This window comes from Collinsella sp. i05-0019-G5 (genome assembly GCF_042851345.1).
GTDB lineage: Bacteria > Actinomycetota > Coriobacteriia > Coriobacteriales > Coriobacteriaceae > Collinsella.
On the sequence record NZ_AP031421.1, the window covers coordinates 1,300,903 to 1,317,698 of the forward strand.

Sequence of the window (16,796 nt, forward strand, 5' to 3'; positions counted from 1 at the left end):
CGCGTGCTCGGTGGAACTTTCGGCAGAAACTACGATAACACCTGTGCGTTAGTTTTATGGACGAAAGCGGATTTGCGGGGGCGTTTAATCGGTAAGCGACATGTTTATACCACTGGCAGATTTGACGTGGTAAAACTCTTGACAGTTTTACCAATTTGGGTTTCAAAATTGTTTGGCTGACGTTTGGTAAAACGTTTTTAGCAGGATGTTTACCATTTGATATCGAAAGGTTCGTTTATGTCCCATACCGCCGCTCCCAAGGTTGCTTTTGTTTTCGATTGCGACGGCACGCTGGTAAATAGCACGCCCGTTTGGGCCTATGCCCAGCCCGAGTTTTTGCACCGCCACGGTGTCGACGTGACGGTCGACGATTTTGCCCAGTTTGAGCATTTGTCGCTCGAGGACGAGTGCCAGGCCTACCACGACACGTGGGGCATTGGCGCGAATGGCGAGGAGCTGTATCGCGAGCTTAGCGACATCCTGATCGATGGCTACTCCAAGGTGCCGCCGCGCGAGGGGCTCCTGGCATTTTTGGAACAGGCGAAGACGGCAGGCATTGACATGTGCGTAGCTACATCCACGCCGGCCAAGCTGGTGCAGTCTGCGCTCGCTGGTGCCGGGCTCGACGCTTACATGGAGTTTGTTACCACGACGGGCGAGGCAGGTCGTTCCAAGCAGTTCCCCGACGTATACGAGCTGGCGCTCCGTCGCCTGGAAGAGCGCCACGGGTGCAAGTTTGAGCGCGCATGGGTGTTTGAGGACGCGGTCTTTGGCCTTAAGAGCTCTGGCACCGCAGGCTTTAAGCGCGTGGGCATCTATGACCCGCATGGCCGTATGAAGCGCGACGACGTGCGCGCCAACTGCGATATCTTTATCGATAGCTATGAGGAGCTTGACCTGGCTCGCGTGCTTTCGTTCGAGGGATAGGCGAGGGCTGTGGCTTGCAAGGTATTAGTGGTCTGCGGCTCGCCCGTGGTGGCGAGCGCGGATCTGTTGCGTTGGCTAACGGGGGAGTGCGATCACGTTGTCGCCGTGGACCGCGGACTCGACGCGCTGCTGGGCGCCGGCTTGAGCTGCGACGTATATGTGGGGGATGCCGACACGGTGAGCGATGCAGGTCGCGCGTTGGTCGATGCCGCCGAAGCCTTTGAGGTAGAACGCCACGACCCCTACAAGGACTATACCGATCTGGCGCTGGCGCTCGATTCCGTCCGCCGTCGTTGGCCGGATGCCGAAGTGGTTGCGACCTGCGCCACCGGCGGCCGCCCGGATATGGCGCTTTCCGTACTGGGTCTGCTCGCGGGCTACGAGGATCCCCCTGTCTGGATTGCCGAGGACAAGGTGGTCGCCCGCATCCTTCGCGCAAGCGAATCGTGGACCATCGAAGGCCACGAGGGGAGCACCTTCTCCATCATCGCCATTGCCCCCAACACCGAGGTAAGCGAACACGGCCTAGAATGGGAGCTAGATCACAGTCCCTTGGGCCTGTTGGCCGATACGGGCATTAGCAACGTCGTCAGGTCAACAGCCACGATCCAAGTCCACACCGGCACCGCCATCGCTTACCTATATCGTTAGGCATTTAGAATCTGACCAAAAAAGTCCTTGCACGTCACGCCAACTTCCCCTATAGTATCTCTTCGTCACGGGGGCGTAGCTCAGCTGGGAGAGCGCTTGACTGGCAGTCAAGAGGTCAGGGGTTCGATCCCCCTCGTCTCCACCATCGTGAATGCAAAGGCCTTCGGAATTCCGAAGGCTTTTTTCATGCCAATACACATCGCGCCATAAACCCAATCCACACCAACAAAAAGTTGCACAATTTATTTGGCTCTGTTAGACCAAGGTTGACATAAAAACGATGTCACCGCGAGGCGGTACCCTTCAATTAACGTCGAAGGAGCGCCCATGGATGCAGACGACCTGGTCATCACCCTCAAGAAGAGCCTGGCGAAGCTCAGCAGGACCGAGCGCCGTAAAGCCGTCGAGTTGGTCGGGGACGTCGTCCGCGCCGCCATGTTCGACGATGCGGCGGGAGATGGCTATGAGGTAGAGCGCTGCCCCCGTTGCGGCTCGGTCGCTATCGTCAAGAAGGGCAAGTCCAGGAACGGCGAGCAGCGCTACCTCTGCCGCGACTGCGGCAGGACGTTCTCCGGCTCCACCGACCGGATCCTCGGCACGAGCAAGTTGCCCCGCGAGACCTGGATGGCCTATGCCGAGTGCTTCGCCCTCATGCTCCCTCTCCGCGAGTGCGCCGGCCGCTGCGGTGTCTGCCTCAAGACCGCCTACACCATGCGCCACAGGCTCATTGAGTGCCTGAAGGAATACTCGCCCACGTTCCATGTGGGGCAGGGGCAGGCTTGCGAGCTCGACGAGACGTACTTCCCCGAGTCCTTCAAGGGCAACCATTCAAAAGGCTCCTTCACCCTGCCGAGAAAGGCTCGCCACCGCGGCAAGCAGGTCCACAGGCGCGGCCTCTCCCGCGAGCAGATCTGCGTCATGACGGGCGTTAGCGACACGGACGCCACCTTCTTCGAGGTCTCGGGCCGCGGCGTTGTCTCGCGCAAGCGTGCGGCGGAGGCCCTTCGCGACCGCATCGGCGCGGGCGCGGTCGTCGCCACGGACAAGGCGACCGCGTACATCGACGTGCTGCGCGACCTGAAGGTCGCCTCGCATGAATCCTATGATTCCAAGGACCGCTCGGAGGGCACCATCAACCGCATCAACGCCGTCCATTCGCTCCTCGGCTCGTTCATGGCCCGCTTCAAGGGAGTGTCCACCAAGCACTTGGGAGCCTACCTCGACTGGTTCCGCTGGTGCCGCACCTTCATGGCGGCGGGTTCGCGCGCGGCGGAGTCCACGGTCGCCCGCCAGCTCGCCAACGGCTCCTGCTCGACCCGCGTCCGCGACATGTTCGGCCTCGAGCCTCCCCTCATGGACTACTGGGACGGGCGGGCGGCCTAGCGAATTAAAATGGTGGCCACGGAGCAGCGACCGCGGAAGGAGCGGCAATGACATCGAACGTCCCGGCCACCACGATAAGAATCGATCCCGAGGTCAAAAGGGAGGCCGCAGCCGTGCTCGACGAGCTCGGGCTCTCCATGTCGGGCGCCATGAACATATTCCTCAGGGCGGTGATCCGCGAGGGCGGCCTGCCCTTCGACGTCAGGCTGGGATCTGAGGGGAAGGCTGACGGGGAGGGCGGGGACCGCGATGGACGGGGGTAGCCCGATTATTTTCCGGTTCGACGAACAGCCGATCGTGTCAAATTTGGTCTAACAGAGCCATTTATTTCCCATCTCTGTACATAGTTTGTTAGCCAAACGCGATTATCAGTGTAGATCGCCGTTCCATTTGGGCTTCAGGAACGCCTCTAATCTCCGTTGGCGTCCCAATAACCTGCATTAACGTGAACAACATCCCAAAACAGCCCCCTTAAGCACGTCAAATGAACGATATGTTGTCCAATGCAGTCCAAATCAGTTTCGCTAACAGCTTGTGCTAGGATACCTAACGTTACATGAGTTCAACTGCGCTTCACGGCTCCAGCAAGCCATGAAGCGCAGGGTCGATCAGCATCCGGCCGTAACGGCGGTGCCAGAAACACCACGAGCTCCAATAAAGAAGTCATGCGACGTTGTTTATTTGTACTGAGTTAATTCACAGGTGCAAATAATTGATAGTTTCATGCCTAAACGAAGCAGTCCTACAGTTGTTTGCGTGCGGTCCAGTTTTGTTCCCGCTTGACTGGCTCGCACGCAGCCAGCTGGGGACGCGGTCATTTTGCGAAACACGTCCGTGTCTCTAGCAACTGCATTTGTACATACCGTTCACGGTGGGGCAGAGCCACGTGCTTGTCTGACTGGGCTCAGGGTTTGAATATGGAGCGCCTTCGCGCACAAGCGCCCTGGCGAAGCCATACCCAAACCCCTTGAGCCACACGTAAGACAGCAAGGGGGTGGTGCTCGTGTGGTATGTGATCCAGGTCATTAACGGTCGCGAAGACGTAATGCGCGAGCGCATCGAGCGCATGGTGCCGGCGAGTGCCATGCAAGAGCTCTTTTATCCCCAATTTCAAACCGAGATCAAGGTACACGGCGAATGGGTCAATACGACCAAGCCGCTCTTTCCCGGTTATCTTATCTGCGACACGGCAGATCCCCGTACCGTGCAACAGTATCTGCTTCGCATGGACGACTTTGCCCGGGTGCTTTCCCAGGACGGTCAGTTTGTGCCGCTGGCAAAAGAAGAGGTCCAGCTTATTGGCGGCTTTACGCACAGGGGAAACCGCGTAGTGCCCATGAGCGAGGCCCTAAAAGACGGTGACCAGGTCATAGTGACGGCAGGTCCACTGTTGGGCCACGAAGGCCTTATCAAAACCATTAACAGACGCAAGAGCACTGCTTATTTGGAGCTCGACCTGTGCGGTCGACGCGTAACTACGCGCGTTGGCCTTGCCGTGCTTTCGGCCGAGCAGCGCGTCATGCGCAACCTTAAAAAGGCGATCGCCTAGTTGCAGGCGATCGCTACACAGAACAGGGAGGATCCCCGACCCGGGGACGAAGTCTTGGAAGAAAACGTGTCGGATAAAACTCAATTTGCAACGGATGCGCCCGTGGGGGCGGCGCTCATTGCTCAGGCCATGGACCGACGTGAGGGTGCCAGCCGCTACAAGGCCATGCAATCCATCATGGACTGGGATCGCTCGCGCTTGGTCTACCGCGCTGTTAAGCGCGCCTTTGACGTCGTGTTCAGCGGCTGCGTGCTGGCCGTCATCGCCGTTCCCAGCCTTGCGCTTGCCGCGGCCATCCGCCTTGAGAGCGAGGGCAACCCCTTCTACAGCCAGATCCGCGTGGGACAGACCCGCCCCGACGGCAGCCTGACAACATTCCGCATGTGGAAGTTCCGTTCCATGTACAAGGACGCCGACGAGCGCCTCGTCGAGCTAATGGATCAAAACGAGATCGACGGCGCCATGTTCAAGATGAAGGAGGACCCGCGCATCACCAAGATCGGGAAATTCATCCGCAAACATTCCATCGACGAGTTCCCGCAGTTCCTGAATGTGTTCCTGGGCCAGATGTCCGTCGTGGGGCCCAGGCCGCCGCTTCCGAATGAGGTCGCGGAGTACACCGAGTACGACCTGCAGCGCCTGGCCGTGAAGCCCGGCATTACCGGATGGTGGCAGGTTACTGATCGAAACTCAACTGGTTTCGACGGTATGGTTCAGCGAGATCTTGAGTACATTGCGAGGCGTGGCATTCTCACCGACTTAAGGATTATCGCCCTCACCGTTATTGAAATAATCACGGGAAAGGGTGCGTTTTAGTGCTTAAGTCCTATCTTCATTATCCCGAATTAAACCGTGTGCCCGTGATCGATGTCCCGATCACGGGCACCAATATGTCTGAATGCGTCGATTTCATTACTCATAATATCGACAATCTGCATGGCGAGTATATCTGCGTCTCTAACGCCCATACGTCGGTCATGGCCCATGACGATCCCAGCTACTGGTCCTGTCAGGCTGAGTCCGTTATGTCCGTTCCCGATGGGAAGCCCCTATCGGTTGTCGGCCGAAAGACGGTCACGTCGATGAGGCGCGTGACTGGTCCGGATCTGATGCGCGAGATTTTCAGTATTTCCGCTCAGCACGGATGGAGCCATTACTTCTACGGCAACGAACAGAAAAACCTCGAGGCGCTCAAGGAATCGCTTCAGGAAGAGTATCCAGGCTTGGAAATTGCTGGCATGGAGCCTTCCGTCTTTCGTCCACTTTCCGATGGCGAGAAACGAGACCTTTCACGACGCATTGCCGATTCTGGAGCCGACTTTGCATGGATTGCACTTGGCGCTCCGCGCCAGGAAGTCCTCATGCATGAGCTTAAAGGCGGCCCTCAGCCACTGATGATCGGCGTAGGGGGAGCCTTCAACGTCCTCGCCGGCGTGGTGCCGGAGGCACCGATTTGGATGCAGAACCTAAGTCTCGAGTGGCTATACCGCCTGATGCAGGAGCCGAAGCGACTATTCAAACGATATCTCGTTACTAATACCAAATTTCTCTTTTACCAGATCACGGGCGCTAAACGCAAGGAAGGCAAGTAGATGAAACCCACCAACGCATTCAAAGACAAGACCCTCATGATCACGGGCGGCACCGGCTCGTTCGGCAACACCGTGCTCAAGCACTTCATGGACACCGACCTTGCCGAGATCCGCATCTTCTCGCGCGACGAGAAGAAGCAGGACGACATGCGCCACCGCCTGCAGGAGAAGTCGCCCGAGCTCGCCTCCAAGGTGCGCTTCTTCATCGGCGACGTCCGCAACGCCCAATCGGTGCGCGACGCCATGCACGGTGTGGACTACATCTTCCACGCCGCCGCCCTCAAGCAGGTGCCCTCCTGCGAGTTCTTCCCCATGGAGGCCGTGCGTACCAACGTCATCGGCACGGACAACGTCCTGCACGCCGCCATCGACGAGGGCGTCGACCGCGTCGTGTGCCTGTCAACCGACAAGGCCGCATACCCCATCAACGCCATGGGCAAGTCCAAGGCCATGATGGAGTCCATCATCTACGCCAACGCCCGCAACGGCGCCGGCCACACCACCATCTGCTGCACCCGCTACGGCAACGTCATGTGCTCGCGCGGCAGCGTCATCCCGCTGTTCATCGACCGCATCCGCAAGGGCGAGCCGCTCACGGTCACCGACCCCAACATGACCCGCTTCCTCATGAACCTGGACGAGGCGGTCGACCTGGTGCAGTTCGCCTTCGAGCACGCCAACCCCGGCGACCTGTTCATCCAGAAGGCCCCCGCCTCCACCATCGGCGACCTCGCCGAGGCCGTCCAGGAGGTCTTCGGCCGCGTTGGCACCCAGGTGATCGGCACCCGCCACGGCGAGAAGCTCTTCGAGACCCTCATGACCCGCGAGGAGCGCCTGCGCGCCGAGGACATGGGCGGCTACTACCGCGTCGCCTGCGACTCGCGCGACCTGAACTACGACAAGTTCGTCGTGGACGGCGAGGTGGAGACCCAGGCCGACGAGTCCTATACCTCCCACAACACCGAGAGGCTCGACGTGGCGGGCACCATCGCCAAGATCAAGACCGCCGAGTACGTGCAGCTGGCGCTCGAGGGCCGCGAGCACGAGGCGGTGCAGTAGGGTGCGCATACTCGTCACCGGCGCCAGGGGCTTCGTCGGCAGGAACCTCTGCTGCGCCCTCAAGAACATAAGGGACGGCAAGGACCGCCGCGAGAAATACTCGGGCCTGCTCCCGCTCGAGGTCATGGAGTACGACGTCGACTCGACGCCCGGGGAGCTGGACGAGTACTGCTCCCGTGCCGACTTCGTCTTCAACCTGGCCGGCGTCAACCGCCCCAAGGACCAGTCCGAGTTCATGGAGGGCAACTTCGGGTTCGCCTCCACGCTGCTCGATACCCTGGAGCGCCACGGGAATAAGTGCCCCGTCATGCTCTCCAGCTCCGCGCAGGCGAGCCTGTCGGGCCGCTTCGAGGGCTCTGTCTACGGCGAGTCGAAGCTCGCGGGGGGGGGTCTCTTCCGCGAGTACTCCGAGAGGACCGGCGCCCCGGTGCTCATCTACCGCTTCCCGAACCTCTACGGCAAGTGGTGCCGCCCGCGCTACAACTCCGTCGTGCCCACCTTCTGCGACGCCATCGCCAACGGCCGTCCCTACACCGTCAACGACCCCAGCGTGGAGCTGGAGCTCCTCTACATCGACGACCTCGTCGACGAGTTGCTGGGCGCCCTGCTTGGCGAGGAGCACCGCTGCGGCTACGAGGGTCTCGAACGCGTGGAGGGCGACGGGTTCTGCTTCGTCCCGAAAACTGACGTCAAGTCCCTCGGCGAGATCGTGTACCTGCTCGGCAGCTTCCGCGACAGCCGCGAGACGCTATCGGTGCCCGACCTCACGGAGGGCTCCTTCTCCAAGAAGCTCTGGAGCACGTTCCTGTCCTACTACGAGCCGGGTCACTTCGCCTACGGCCTCAAGCCCAATGTCGACGGCCGCGGCTCTTTCACCGAGTTCCTGCGCACGCCGGAGCGCGGCCAGGTCTCGGTCAACGTGAGCAGGCCCGGCATCACCAAGGGCAATCACTGGCACATGAGCAAGTGGGAGAGGTTCCTGGTTGTCTCCGGCACCGCGAGCATCAAGCTGAGGAAGGTGGGGGAGGACGCCGAGGGGAACCCGTTCCCCATCGACGAGTACACCGTCTCGGGTTCCGAGATGCGCGCCGTGGAGATGATTCCCGGCTACACGCACTCCATCACTAACCTGTCCGACACCGAGGACCTCGTTACGGTCATGTGGGCCAACGAGCCCTTCGACCCAGAGAGCCCCGACACCTACTACGAGGAGGTCTAGCCACATGGGCAAGGACTATTCCGACATCGCATTCAAGGACGACGGCCGCCTGAAGCTATTCATCATCGTGGGCACCCGCCCCGAGGTCATCCGCCTGTCCGAGGTCATCAAGAAGTGCCGCCGCCACTTCGACTGCCTGCTGGCGCACACCGGGCAGAACTACGACTACACGCTCAACGGCATCTTCTTCCGCGACCTGTCGCTGGACGACCCGGACGTCTACCTGGACGCCGTGGGCGCGGACCTCGGCGAGACCGTGGGCAACATCATCGCGTCCTCCTATAAGCTGATGGTGGAGACGCGGCCTGATGCCCTCCTCATCCTGGGCGACACCAACAGCTGCCTGTCCGCCATCGCGGCCAAGAGGCTCCACATCCCCATCTTCCACATGGAGGCCGGCAACCGCTGCAAGGACGAGTGCCTGCCCGAGGAGACCAACCGCCGTATCGTCGACGTGATCTCCGACGTCAACCTGGCCTACTCCGAGCACGCGCGCCGCTACCTCAAGGACACCGGCTGCGCGCCCGAGCGCACCTACGTCACGGGCTCGCCCATGGCCGAGGTCCTGCGCGCAAATCTGGTTAAGATCGAGGCCTCCGACATCCTCACCGAGCTCGGCCTGGAGCCCAAGCGCTACATGCTGCTGTCCGCCCACCGCGAGGAGAACATCGACACCGAGGCGAACTTCACGAGCCTGTTCACCGCCATCAACGCGCTCGCGGACAAATACGACATGCCGATCCTGTACTCCTGCCATCCGCGTTCCCGCAAGCGCCTGGAGGCCACCGGCTTCAAGCTGGACCCGCGCGTTCGCATGCACGAGCCCATGGGCTTCCATGACTACAACTGCCTGCAGATGAACGCCTTCGCCGTGGTCTCCGACTCCGGCACCCTGCCCGAGGAGTCCAGCTTCTTCGCGAGCGTCGGCCGCCCGTTCCCGGCGGTGTGCATCCGCACCTCCACCGAGCGCCCCGAGGCGCTGGACAAGGCCTGTTTCACGCTGGCCGGCATCTCCGAGAGGGGCCTTCTGCAGGCCGTCCACACCGCCGTCGAGCTCGACGCTGAGGGGTCGCTACCCGAGGCGCCCGTCCCTGACTACGCCGACGAGACCGTGTCCACCAAGGTGGTCAAGATCATCCAGAGCTACACCGGCGTCGTTGACAAGATGGTGTGGAGGAAGGCTTAGCCATGGGTCTCGTTTACAAGATTCTCGACGGTGTTTCACGTGCCTATAACAAACTTCTTCTAATGCCCTCGTTGCGCCGCTCCTTTGCTGCATGCGGCGAGAATGTGACTCTCGGCCGTCGCAGCGAGATCGCCGGAGCGGGCAATATCTACATGGGCCATGACGTGTACCTAGGCCCTGGAACAACGCTGCTAACGACCCGAGCGAAAATTCGCATCGGCGATTATGTCATGAGTGGGCCCAACCTTACCGTTATCACCGGCGATCACCGCACCGACATCCTCGACCGCCCCATGATGGAACTAACCGATGAGGACAAGCTCTCCGATAACGACCAAGATGTCGTTATCGGTAATGACGTGTGGATGGGTAGCGGCGTAACGATTCTAAAAGGTGTCCACGTCTCCGATCACTGCGTAATTGCCGCTGGAGCCGTGGTGACCAAAGATGTGGAGCCTGAGTATTCAATCTGGGGGGGTTCCCGCTCGCTGCCTAGGTTCGCGGCTTAAAGGATAACGATGGTTTCATCTAAAAAAAGTGTACACGCGAAAGTTCTAATGGTCGGCCCCGACCTTTCTTTGCACGGCGGAATTGTTTCCGTTGTGCAGGGCTATCTCGATGGAGGTCTTCCTGAAGCATGTGATGCCTTCGAGTACTTGGGTACGGGTGTTGGTTCCTCAAAGCTCGGTAAGTCTCTCGCATTTACCCGGGCGTTGATTCGCTATGCGATGATCATGCCATCCTATGACATTATTCATTTGCACATTAGCGCCCGTGGGTCCTACAAACGTAAGTCAATTATGGCTCGTATGGCCCATAAAGCCGGCAAGTATGTAATACTGCACGACCACGATGGTGAGTTTAAGAAGGCCTTTGAAGAGGGTGGAGATTCCTACCGTCGTGACGTAAGAAAGACTTTTGGTCTCGCCGACCGAGTTGTGGTTCTGTCGGAAGAGTGGCTCGACTACTTTGCGGAAAACGTTTGCGACCTCGATAAGATTGAAGTTGTCCACAATGGTGTTAAAGTACCGGCGCAGCCGTGCTCACCTTGTTCGCGTCAAGATGTCCTATTTTTAGGACGTCTTGACGCGAACAAGAGCCCTGACGTGCTCTTGCGCGCGTCAAGAAAAATCCTGCCACGTTTCCCGGAGACTAAAATTGTCTTTGGCGGCGACGGTGAAATCGACAAGAACAAAGCGCTCGCCGAGGAGCTTGGCATTGCCGACCGTTGCGAGTTTCACGGCTGGGTCATCGGCGACAAGCGTGAGGCCCTCTTTGAGCGTGCCGCGTTGTTCTGCCTTCCCTCCAAGAACGAGGGGCTGCCCATGAGCGTACTTGAAGCCATGGCGCACGGCATACCGGCTGTTGCCACCGCCGTAGGAGGGGTACCGCAGGTCATCGAGGACGGTGTTAGCGGATTCCTCATTGACGTGGATGACGAGGTAGCGCTTTCTGAGAGTTTGGCCTCGCTACTTGCGGAACCTAAGTTGCGAGAAGAGCTTGGGCGCAATGGCAGGGATCAGGTCGTTCGTAAATTTGGGCTCGACGGGACCCTAGCCCAGGTTGAAGGCATCTACGGAGCGCTTATGCTCGGTAAGGGGACATTTTGTGAGTAACAGCAAACCTTGGCTATCGATCGTGGTGCCCGCATACAACGCAGAGCTCTTTCTCGAGGAATGTGTCTCGAGTTTCGGGCTCGACGAAAACCCCGATGTCGAGGCTATCGTTGTCGATGACGGCTCAACCGATGATACACCAGGGATCTGCGACCGCCTTGCGTCCAGATCTGCGAATGTGAAGGTGATCCACCGTGACAACGGCGGATCACCTTCAGCGCGCAACGCAGGTTGCTTGCGCGCTGAAGGTAATTGGATCTGGTTCGTCGATTCCGATGACGTCATCGCACCCTACGCACTTGATGTTTTGAGGAAGTGTACCCTTGCGACGGAATGCGACGCCGTTCAGATCCAGTTCCTGAGGTTTCAGGACGGCGAGAAGCCGGCTTGGCCGGCTCCAATGTTGTCCGAAAGCCCTGTTGCCCTCTCATCCGAGGAATATCTGCGCGAGATATACCGCGGCCGCGGACAGCACTATATGTGCTCATTCCTGCTGCGATCGGATGCGCTGCTCGAGAGGAATGACAACGCCGCAGCCGATCGCAGCAGGAATGAACTCGCGGGATGGCCTTTCCGCGCGGATTTCTCCCTTTATGAGGACGTTGTCTCGATGGAAGAAATACTCAGGCGCATCGACGGCGTCGAGGTCCTCAGGGGACAATACTACGGTTATAGGCAGTCTGCCGGCTCGATGACGCAGAAGCCGAGCAACAAGGCGGCGGACAGCGGCCTTCGCGCGGTTCTCGACCTCTCTGCGCATGACGACGCCGGTGACCCCAGGGGCAAGCTGTCCCTTGAGATTAGTCTCCTATTTAATGCCTATAAGCTCATCGAATGGCGTGGGACCGAATCCGAGACTCTGCGTATACGGTACAAGGCCGAGATCACCTCCCGTGTGAGGGAAGTCGGCGTTTCCCACCTGGGGCTCGACCGCTTCGGGAGGTTTGTACTTATGAGGACGGGGCTACTCGACTACATTTTCAAGAGGAGGTATTGCCGATGAGCGGATTTAACGCATCCGGGCGAGACGACGCATTATCGAGGCGCAGCGTCGGGCTAGACAGCCTTTCGTCCTCCCCCGTTCTACCGATGATTGCGGCGCTGTTCTTCGTCCTCACCTTTCTCATTAAGGCTCTCGTAGATGACGCCTTCACCAGGGGCGATATTTCCGCGGGTATTGCTTACACCAAGTATGTCACCGCGGCTATCGCCTGCTTGGCGGCGCTGGCATATGCTCTTAAGAACGGCGAGCGAGTGTTCATCAAAGAGTTCAACGCCCTTGCTTTCATCTTCATTATTTTCACGGCGGTGTCCACTTTTCTGCAGGTTAAGACTGGACACTTTTCCACCGGGGTTCTCCTTGAGCTCTTCAAGTTCGCCATCCCCATCATTCTTGCATACACCATGCTTAACGCTTTGACGCCTCATGCGCTTTACCGGTGCATGGTGGCCGTCCTGCTCGTTTCCATTCTCGGCTACCTGTTATCGCTATCCCATGAGGGGGTAGGCGTTTCCGAGATCCTCGAAGCTAGCTTCATGGATTCAAACAGTGCCTCAGAATCTTCGACCTTTTCTGGGATTTTTCTCGTGCTCACCTTCTACTTTGCCTTCTTCAGGCATAAGAAGGTATGGCTGGTTCTCTCCGCCCTATTCTGCATCCTTACTTTCAAGAGGCTTGCAATCTTCGCCGTTCTATTTGCTCTCGTTGTCAGCTTCATCGCGCCTAGGCTCATGAAGATCAAGGTCCCCCGTGGCGCTATAGTTGCCCTAAAGGTCTGCACAGTTCTGGGCGCCTTCCTTTGGACTTGGATGCTACTTCCTGAGCAGCAGTATCTTTTTATTCATCTGTTCGGTGACACGCAGTCGCACTTCTCCATGGGCAGAAGCGATGTGCTTGGTTATTTTTTAAGTTCGGGCTTCGAGAGTTATGGGTACGGCTCCGCCAATGAAATGGCTAAGGCGGTTTTCGCCGCTCCATTTGAGATGGACCTAACAAAGATCGCTTTCGAGCTTACCCCGCTGGTCATGGTTCTGTTCGTGTGGCTTTTCTGGGATGTCGCGGGAGATTCCCTCTGGGGCGTCGTCATCATTGGCTACTTCATGATTAACATGATTACCTCGGATTCGTTGACATCAAACTTTTGTCTCACACTTGCTTACATGACCTGTGGGCTTGTCACGCAGACTTTTGAGCATACAGGGAAATACATGCTGGAGGTTTCTGATAATGCCTTCTAATGGAACGACTACAACGGTTGCGCCTTCCTCCGGCGTGACTATTACCGTCTGCGTGCCCGTCTACAACGTTGAGCGTTATCTTTGTGAGTGCCTAGACTCAATCTTCTCCCAGAATTACGCCGACTTCGACGTTGTCTTGGTCGATGACGGCTCTACCGACAGCAGCGGTGCTATTTGCGATGAATATGCCGCGCGCTATCCGCAGCAGGCCCTCGTTTTCCATAAGGACAACGAGGGCCTGCTGCTCGCGCGCCGCGACGGCTTTGCGCTTGCAGCAGGCGACTACGTTATGTGCGTGGATTCCGACGATGCGCTTGTCCCCGGGGCCCTCGCTTTAGTTGCCACTACGGCGGCAAAGACGAGTGCGGATGTTGTGCGCTTCGGTTTTACACGGGAGGAGAGCGAGGCCGTACCCGTTGAGTCATCTATCCCTTTCAAACTTTATTCCGCCGAGGAGAAGCCTTCGATATTAAGCGCCCTGTGCCGCTCGACCAGTGGTTCAGAGAACCCTATGTGGTTCAAGGCCATTCGTCGGTCGTGTGTCGGAGTCGATGTGGACTTCTCGAAATTCAAAGGTCTCACGTTTGCTGAGGACTTTCTGCAGACCCTTACCGTATATGATCGCGCTCAGACGTTCTGCTTCATCAATGCCTCTCTTTATTACTATCGCCCAGGTTCCGGAATTACTAGAGCATATGATCCGCATTTCTACTGCGATGTTTGCCGATGTCTCGACGTGGGCGAAGGCTACGCGCGTCGCTGGGAGCGCGAGTACGGCTGTAACGATCTCATGGTCGGTCTCGCCGCTTGCAGGCTTGACTCTGGCGCGCAATATGCGGAATGGATGGCGTCGCAGGGCGATACGGTGGGTCTTGATGACCTCCTCGCCTCTCGTGACTTTGCGCGTTGCCTGACGACATCAGGTGCGGGTAAGTTACTTCGATTTGACCGACGTCTGGTCCTATGGGCATTGAGATGGCGGGCATACCCAATTATAGCTAGCATCGCTATGGCCAGGGCGGCTAAAGCGAGAAGATAGACTGTGTCATGTCAGTTCATTTGAAGACATGCCGCGACATAAGCCTTTTGAATTGGATTTAAAATTGACAAACATTTTTTCAACCGAGGAGCGGGGAGGTATCGCCGGAAACCTGGCATACGCCGTTGTAGCTCAGGGAATAGGCCTGCTCTCGAGCATTCTGACGTCCCTGGTGCTTCCCAAGTTTTTGGGCGTGGAGGACTACGCGTACTGGCAGCTGTTCTTGCTGTACTCATCGTACTCTGGGTTTGCCCTGCTTGGACTCAATGACGGCATTTACCTGCGTCTCGGCGGAAAGCGCTACTCGGAGGTCAATCACGGGGAGTTGAAAGCGCAGCAGTGTGTCGTCGCAGCCTCGCAGCTGTTAGTTGCTGCCTGTTGCCTGGCCGCCGTCCTCGCCGCTGGTTTCGAACCATACCGGTCCCTCGTGCTCGCGCTGTGCGTTTTTTTCGGATTGCTCACAAACCTGACCCAGTGTCTGCGCTATGTGTTCCAATGCACGAACCTCACGCGTATCTCATCACTCGCCGACCTATTCTCCAAGGGACTTTTCGTCGCGTTCATGATGACGGTTCTCCTCGCGGGCGTTAACTCATCGCTGCCGTTTATCTTGGGCTACATAGCCTGCCAGGCGTTGGCGCTTCTGTATGTACTCATCTGCGCTAGGAGCACCCTACGCAGCAAGGCGGCGTTCAAGGGCGTGCTGCGCACATGCGCCGCCGACGTACGGGCAGGTCTGAAAGTCATGGTAGCCTACTACGCCGACTCGCTGATTGTTGGCTTCACTCGTATGTTGACAGACTGGCAACTGGGGCTTACGGCCTTTGGCAAGTTGTCACTGTCTTTCTCGTTGACGAACTTCGTTCTGGGTTTTATCGGGCAAGTGTCAATGGTGGCGTTCCCCGTGCTCAAGCGTTTGGACGCCGAGGGGCAGAGGGAGAAGTACCTTGCCATTAGGCTGCTGCTGCACACGGCTCTTCCCTGTGCGTACCTTCTCTATGTGCCTGCGAAACTGGTGCTGGGGCTGTGGCTTCCGGCATACAGTAAGAGCCTAGTTTACCTGGCTCTTACTATGCCTCTGTGTGTCTATAGCTGCAAGGCGAACCTGCTGTTCAATACCTACCTTAAGATAGGGCGACGCGAGGGAACACTGTGCACGGTGAACGTTGCTGCCATGATCTTGAACGCGGTGCTGGCCCTTGCGAGCATCGTTGGCTTGGCGAGTGTGGAGCTGGCGACATGCGGGATTGTGGCCTCGGTGGCGCTGCGCGACCTGGCTTTCGAGTTAATCATATCGCGCAGGTTTGGAAATCCCGTGGTGCACTTCTGTGTTTCGGAGGCCCTGATTACCGCAGGGTTCATGACGGCGTCGTGGTTTTTGGGCGCGTGGAGCTGGCCTGTGGTGCTGCTGATGCTGGTCGCATACCTATGGTGCGATAGAGACGGCGTAAGGCTGGTTGTAACGGGGGCGAGAAAGAGGCTCGGGCGTGGGTGAGTTTGCGATGACCAAGGAGCGGGAGCTTGAACTCACGGGACCCGTGAAGGCGCTGGCGATGCTCGTCATTGTCTTGTATCATGCATGCGCTATCTACGGCGGGGTCTGGTTCGGCGAGCCCGCTACGCCGTGCCCCGCGCTGGGCGTATTTATTCAGTGGCTCTCCACCATGCATGTGCCGCTGTTTCTTCTTGTCTCCGGCTACATTTGGGCGTACATCAAAATGGAGACGGACAAATATGACGATGCGTGCGTAGTTCTCAAGAAGAAAGCCAAACGCCTGCTCGTGCCTTACCTCTTTGCGGGTGTCGTGTGGGCGGGTCCTGTCTACTGTTTCTTTTATGGTCCTGTCTCGACTGTCGAGTCGTTTGTTCTCGGCAATAACCCCTCGCAGCTGTGGTTCCTGCTGGCGTTGTTCTGGATGTTCGTGTTCGTCGAACTGATGTGGCGCATTAGGCCAGCCTTGTTGTGTAAACGGCCGACGCTGTTAGCATCGGCCGTTGTTGCTTACATCTTCGCACGCGCCGTGTACACGCTGCCTCTCGACCTGTTTCAAATGGCACGGGCCTTCGACTACTTCCCGTGTTTCCTACTTGGCGCGTTGCTGAGACAGACCGACACGTCTCGCTTCTGGCGAATAAAGCCCGCAGCGCTATTTGCGGCCGATGTCGCACTGTTCGTGGCGTGGTACGTCTGCAGCGCCTCGGGGGGGCTCTCGGGGCGGCCTCGAAAGTCCTACTGTTTATTTTGAGGCTTGTGGGTCCGCTTGTACTCCTGTCGATCTTCGGACACGCCGAGTGGCTGATAGACAAGGTTCACGGAAGCCTATTCGAGAAACACAG

At 58.2% G+C, this 16,796-nt stretch carries 16 protein-coding genes, 1 tRNA gene and 1 pseudogene; all 18 read left to right on the top strand.

The window, feature by feature from the left end:
• The first annotated feature begins 237 nt into the window (after positions 1-237).
• Positions 238-927: an HAD family hydrolase gene (locus ACGHIZ_RS05900; protein ID WP_390446651.1), complete on the top strand. Its 690-nt coding sequence runs from the start codon at positions 238-240 to the stop codon at positions 925-927.
• Between the two features lie 9 nt (positions 928-936).
• Positions 937-1,578: a thiamine diphosphokinase gene (locus ACGHIZ_RS05905; protein WP_390446654.1), complete on the top strand. Its 642-nt coding sequence runs from the start codon at positions 937-939 to the stop codon at positions 1,576-1,578.
• Between the two features lie 69 nt (positions 1,579-1,647).
• Positions 1,648-1,723: transfer RNA gene (locus tag ACGHIZ_RS05910), tRNA-Ala, on the top strand.
• Positions 1,724-1,905: 182 nt separating this feature from the next.
• Entirely contained in the window at positions 1,906-2,961 is a 1,056-nt protein-coding gene (locus ACGHIZ_RS05915) for an IS1595 family transposase (protein WP_390446657.1), read from the top strand.
• Positions 2,962-3,008: 47 nt separating this feature from the next.
• Entirely contained in the window at positions 3,009-3,224 is a 216-nt protein-coding gene (locus tag ACGHIZ_RS05920; RefSeq protein ID WP_390446660.1) for a type II toxin-antitoxin system RelB/DinJ family antitoxin, read from the top strand.
• Positions 3,225-3,958: 734 nt separating this feature from the next.
• Positions 3,959-4,510 (top strand): antiterminator LoaP, encoded by a 552-nt coding sequence (loaP, locus tag ACGHIZ_RS05925; protein ID WP_390446662.1) that lies wholly within the window; start codon positions 3,959-3,961, stop codon positions 4,508-4,510.
• A 66-nt stretch (positions 4,511-4,576) separates the two neighbouring features.
• A complete protein-coding gene (locus tag ACGHIZ_RS05930; RefSeq protein WP_390446665.1) occupies positions 4,577-5,326 on the top strand; it encodes a sugar transferase in 750 nt (249 codons plus the stop codon).
• A gap of 38 nt (positions 5,327-5,364) precedes the next feature.
• The gene (locus ACGHIZ_RS05935) at positions 5,365-6,102 is read left to right on the top strand and encodes a WecB/TagA/CpsF family glycosyltransferase (RefSeq protein WP_390446668.1); all 738 of its coding nucleotides are present in this window, start codon (positions 5,365-5,367) and stop codon (positions 6,100-6,102) included.
• Positions 6,103-7,161 (top strand): polysaccharide biosynthesis protein, encoded by a 1,059-nt coding sequence (locus ACGHIZ_RS05940; RefSeq protein WP_390446671.1) that lies wholly within the window; start codon positions 6,103-6,105, stop codon positions 7,159-7,161.
• Between the two features lies 1 nt (position 7,162).
• Entirely contained in the window at positions 7,163-8,380 is a 1,218-nt protein-coding gene (locus tag ACGHIZ_RS05945; protein WP_390446674.1) for an NAD-dependent epimerase/dehydratase family protein, read from the top strand.
• Between the two features lie 4 nt (positions 8,381-8,384).
• Positions 8,385-9,566, top strand: a complete 1,182-nt coding sequence (gene wecB, locus ACGHIZ_RS05950) for a non-hydrolyzing UDP-N-acetylglucosamine 2-epimerase (RefSeq protein WP_390446677.1) — start codon at positions 8,385-8,387, stop codon at positions 9,564-9,566.
• 338 nt (positions 9,567-9,904) lie between these two features.
• A pseudogene (locus tag ACGHIZ_RS05955) lies at positions 9,905-10,048 on the top strand (DapH/DapD/GlmU-related protein); the annotation flags it as partial.
• A 36-nt stretch (positions 10,049-10,084) separates the two neighbouring features.
• Positions 10,085-11,182 carry a glycosyltransferase family 4 protein gene (locus tag ACGHIZ_RS05960; RefSeq protein WP_390446680.1) on the top strand — a complete coding sequence of 366 codons (1,098 nt, stop codon included), beginning with the start codon at positions 10,085-10,087 and terminating at the stop codon, positions 11,180-11,182.
• The gene (locus tag ACGHIZ_RS05965) at positions 11,175-12,185 is read left to right on the top strand and encodes a glycosyltransferase family 2 protein (RefSeq protein ID WP_390446683.1); all 1,011 of its coding nucleotides are present in this window, start codon (positions 11,175-11,177) and stop codon (positions 12,183-12,185) included. Before ACGHIZ_RS05960 ends, ACGHIZ_RS05965 begins: the two co-directional genes overlap by 8 nt.
• Positions 12,182-13,420 carry a hypothetical protein gene (locus ACGHIZ_RS05970; protein ID WP_390446686.1) on the top strand — a complete coding sequence of 413 codons (1,239 nt, stop codon included), beginning with the start codon at positions 12,182-12,184 and terminating at the stop codon, positions 13,418-13,420. The genes ACGHIZ_RS05965 and ACGHIZ_RS05970 overlap by 4 nt, the downstream gene beginning before the upstream one ends.
• Before the next feature lie 34 nt (positions 13,421-13,454).
• Positions 13,455-14,459 (top strand): glycosyltransferase family 2 protein, encoded by a 1,005-nt coding sequence (locus ACGHIZ_RS05975; protein WP_390446689.1) that lies wholly within the window; start codon positions 13,455-13,457, stop codon positions 14,457-14,459.
• 64 nt (positions 14,460-14,523) lie between these two features.
• Positions 14,524-15,954: a hypothetical protein gene (locus tag ACGHIZ_RS05980; protein WP_390446691.1), complete on the top strand. Its 1,431-nt coding sequence runs from the start codon at positions 14,524-14,526 to the stop codon at positions 15,952-15,954.
• Positions 15,947-16,705 (top strand): acyltransferase family protein, encoded by a 759-nt coding sequence (locus ACGHIZ_RS05985; protein WP_390446694.1) that lies wholly within the window; start codon positions 15,947-15,949, stop codon positions 16,703-16,705. Before ACGHIZ_RS05980 ends, ACGHIZ_RS05985 begins: the two co-directional genes overlap by 8 nt.
• Positions 16,706-16,796 lie beyond the last annotated feature (91 nt).

What these genes read in the sequence shown, in the direction of transcription:
- ACGHIZ_RS05900 (WP_390446651.1), top strand. Translation starts at nt 238, where the DNA reads ATGTCCCATACCGCCGCTCCCAAGGTTGCTTTTGTTTTCGATTGCGAC.
- ACGHIZ_RS05915 (WP_390446657.1), top strand. Translation starts at nt 1,906, where the DNA reads ATGGATGCAGACGACCTGGTCATCACCCTCAAGAAGAGCCTGGCGAAG.
- ACGHIZ_RS05920 (WP_390446660.1), top strand. Translation starts at nt 3,009, where the DNA reads ATGACATCGAACGTCCCGGCCACCACGATAAGAATCGATCCCGAGGTC.
- ACGHIZ_RS05940 (WP_390446671.1), top strand. Translation starts at nt 6,103, where the DNA reads ATGAAACCCACCAACGCATTCAAAGACAAGACCCTCATGATCACGGGC.
- wecB (WP_390446677.1), top strand. Translation starts at nt 8,385, where the DNA reads ATGGGCAAGGACTATTCCGACATCGCATTCAAGGACGACGGCCGCCTG.
- ACGHIZ_RS05960 (WP_390446680.1), top strand. Translation starts at nt 10,085, where the DNA reads ATGGTTTCATCTAAAAAAAGTGTACACGCGAAAGTTCTAATGGTCGGC.
- ACGHIZ_RS05970 (WP_390446686.1), top strand. Translation starts at nt 12,182, where the DNA reads ATGAGCGGATTTAACGCATCCGGGCGAGACGACGCATTATCGAGGCGC.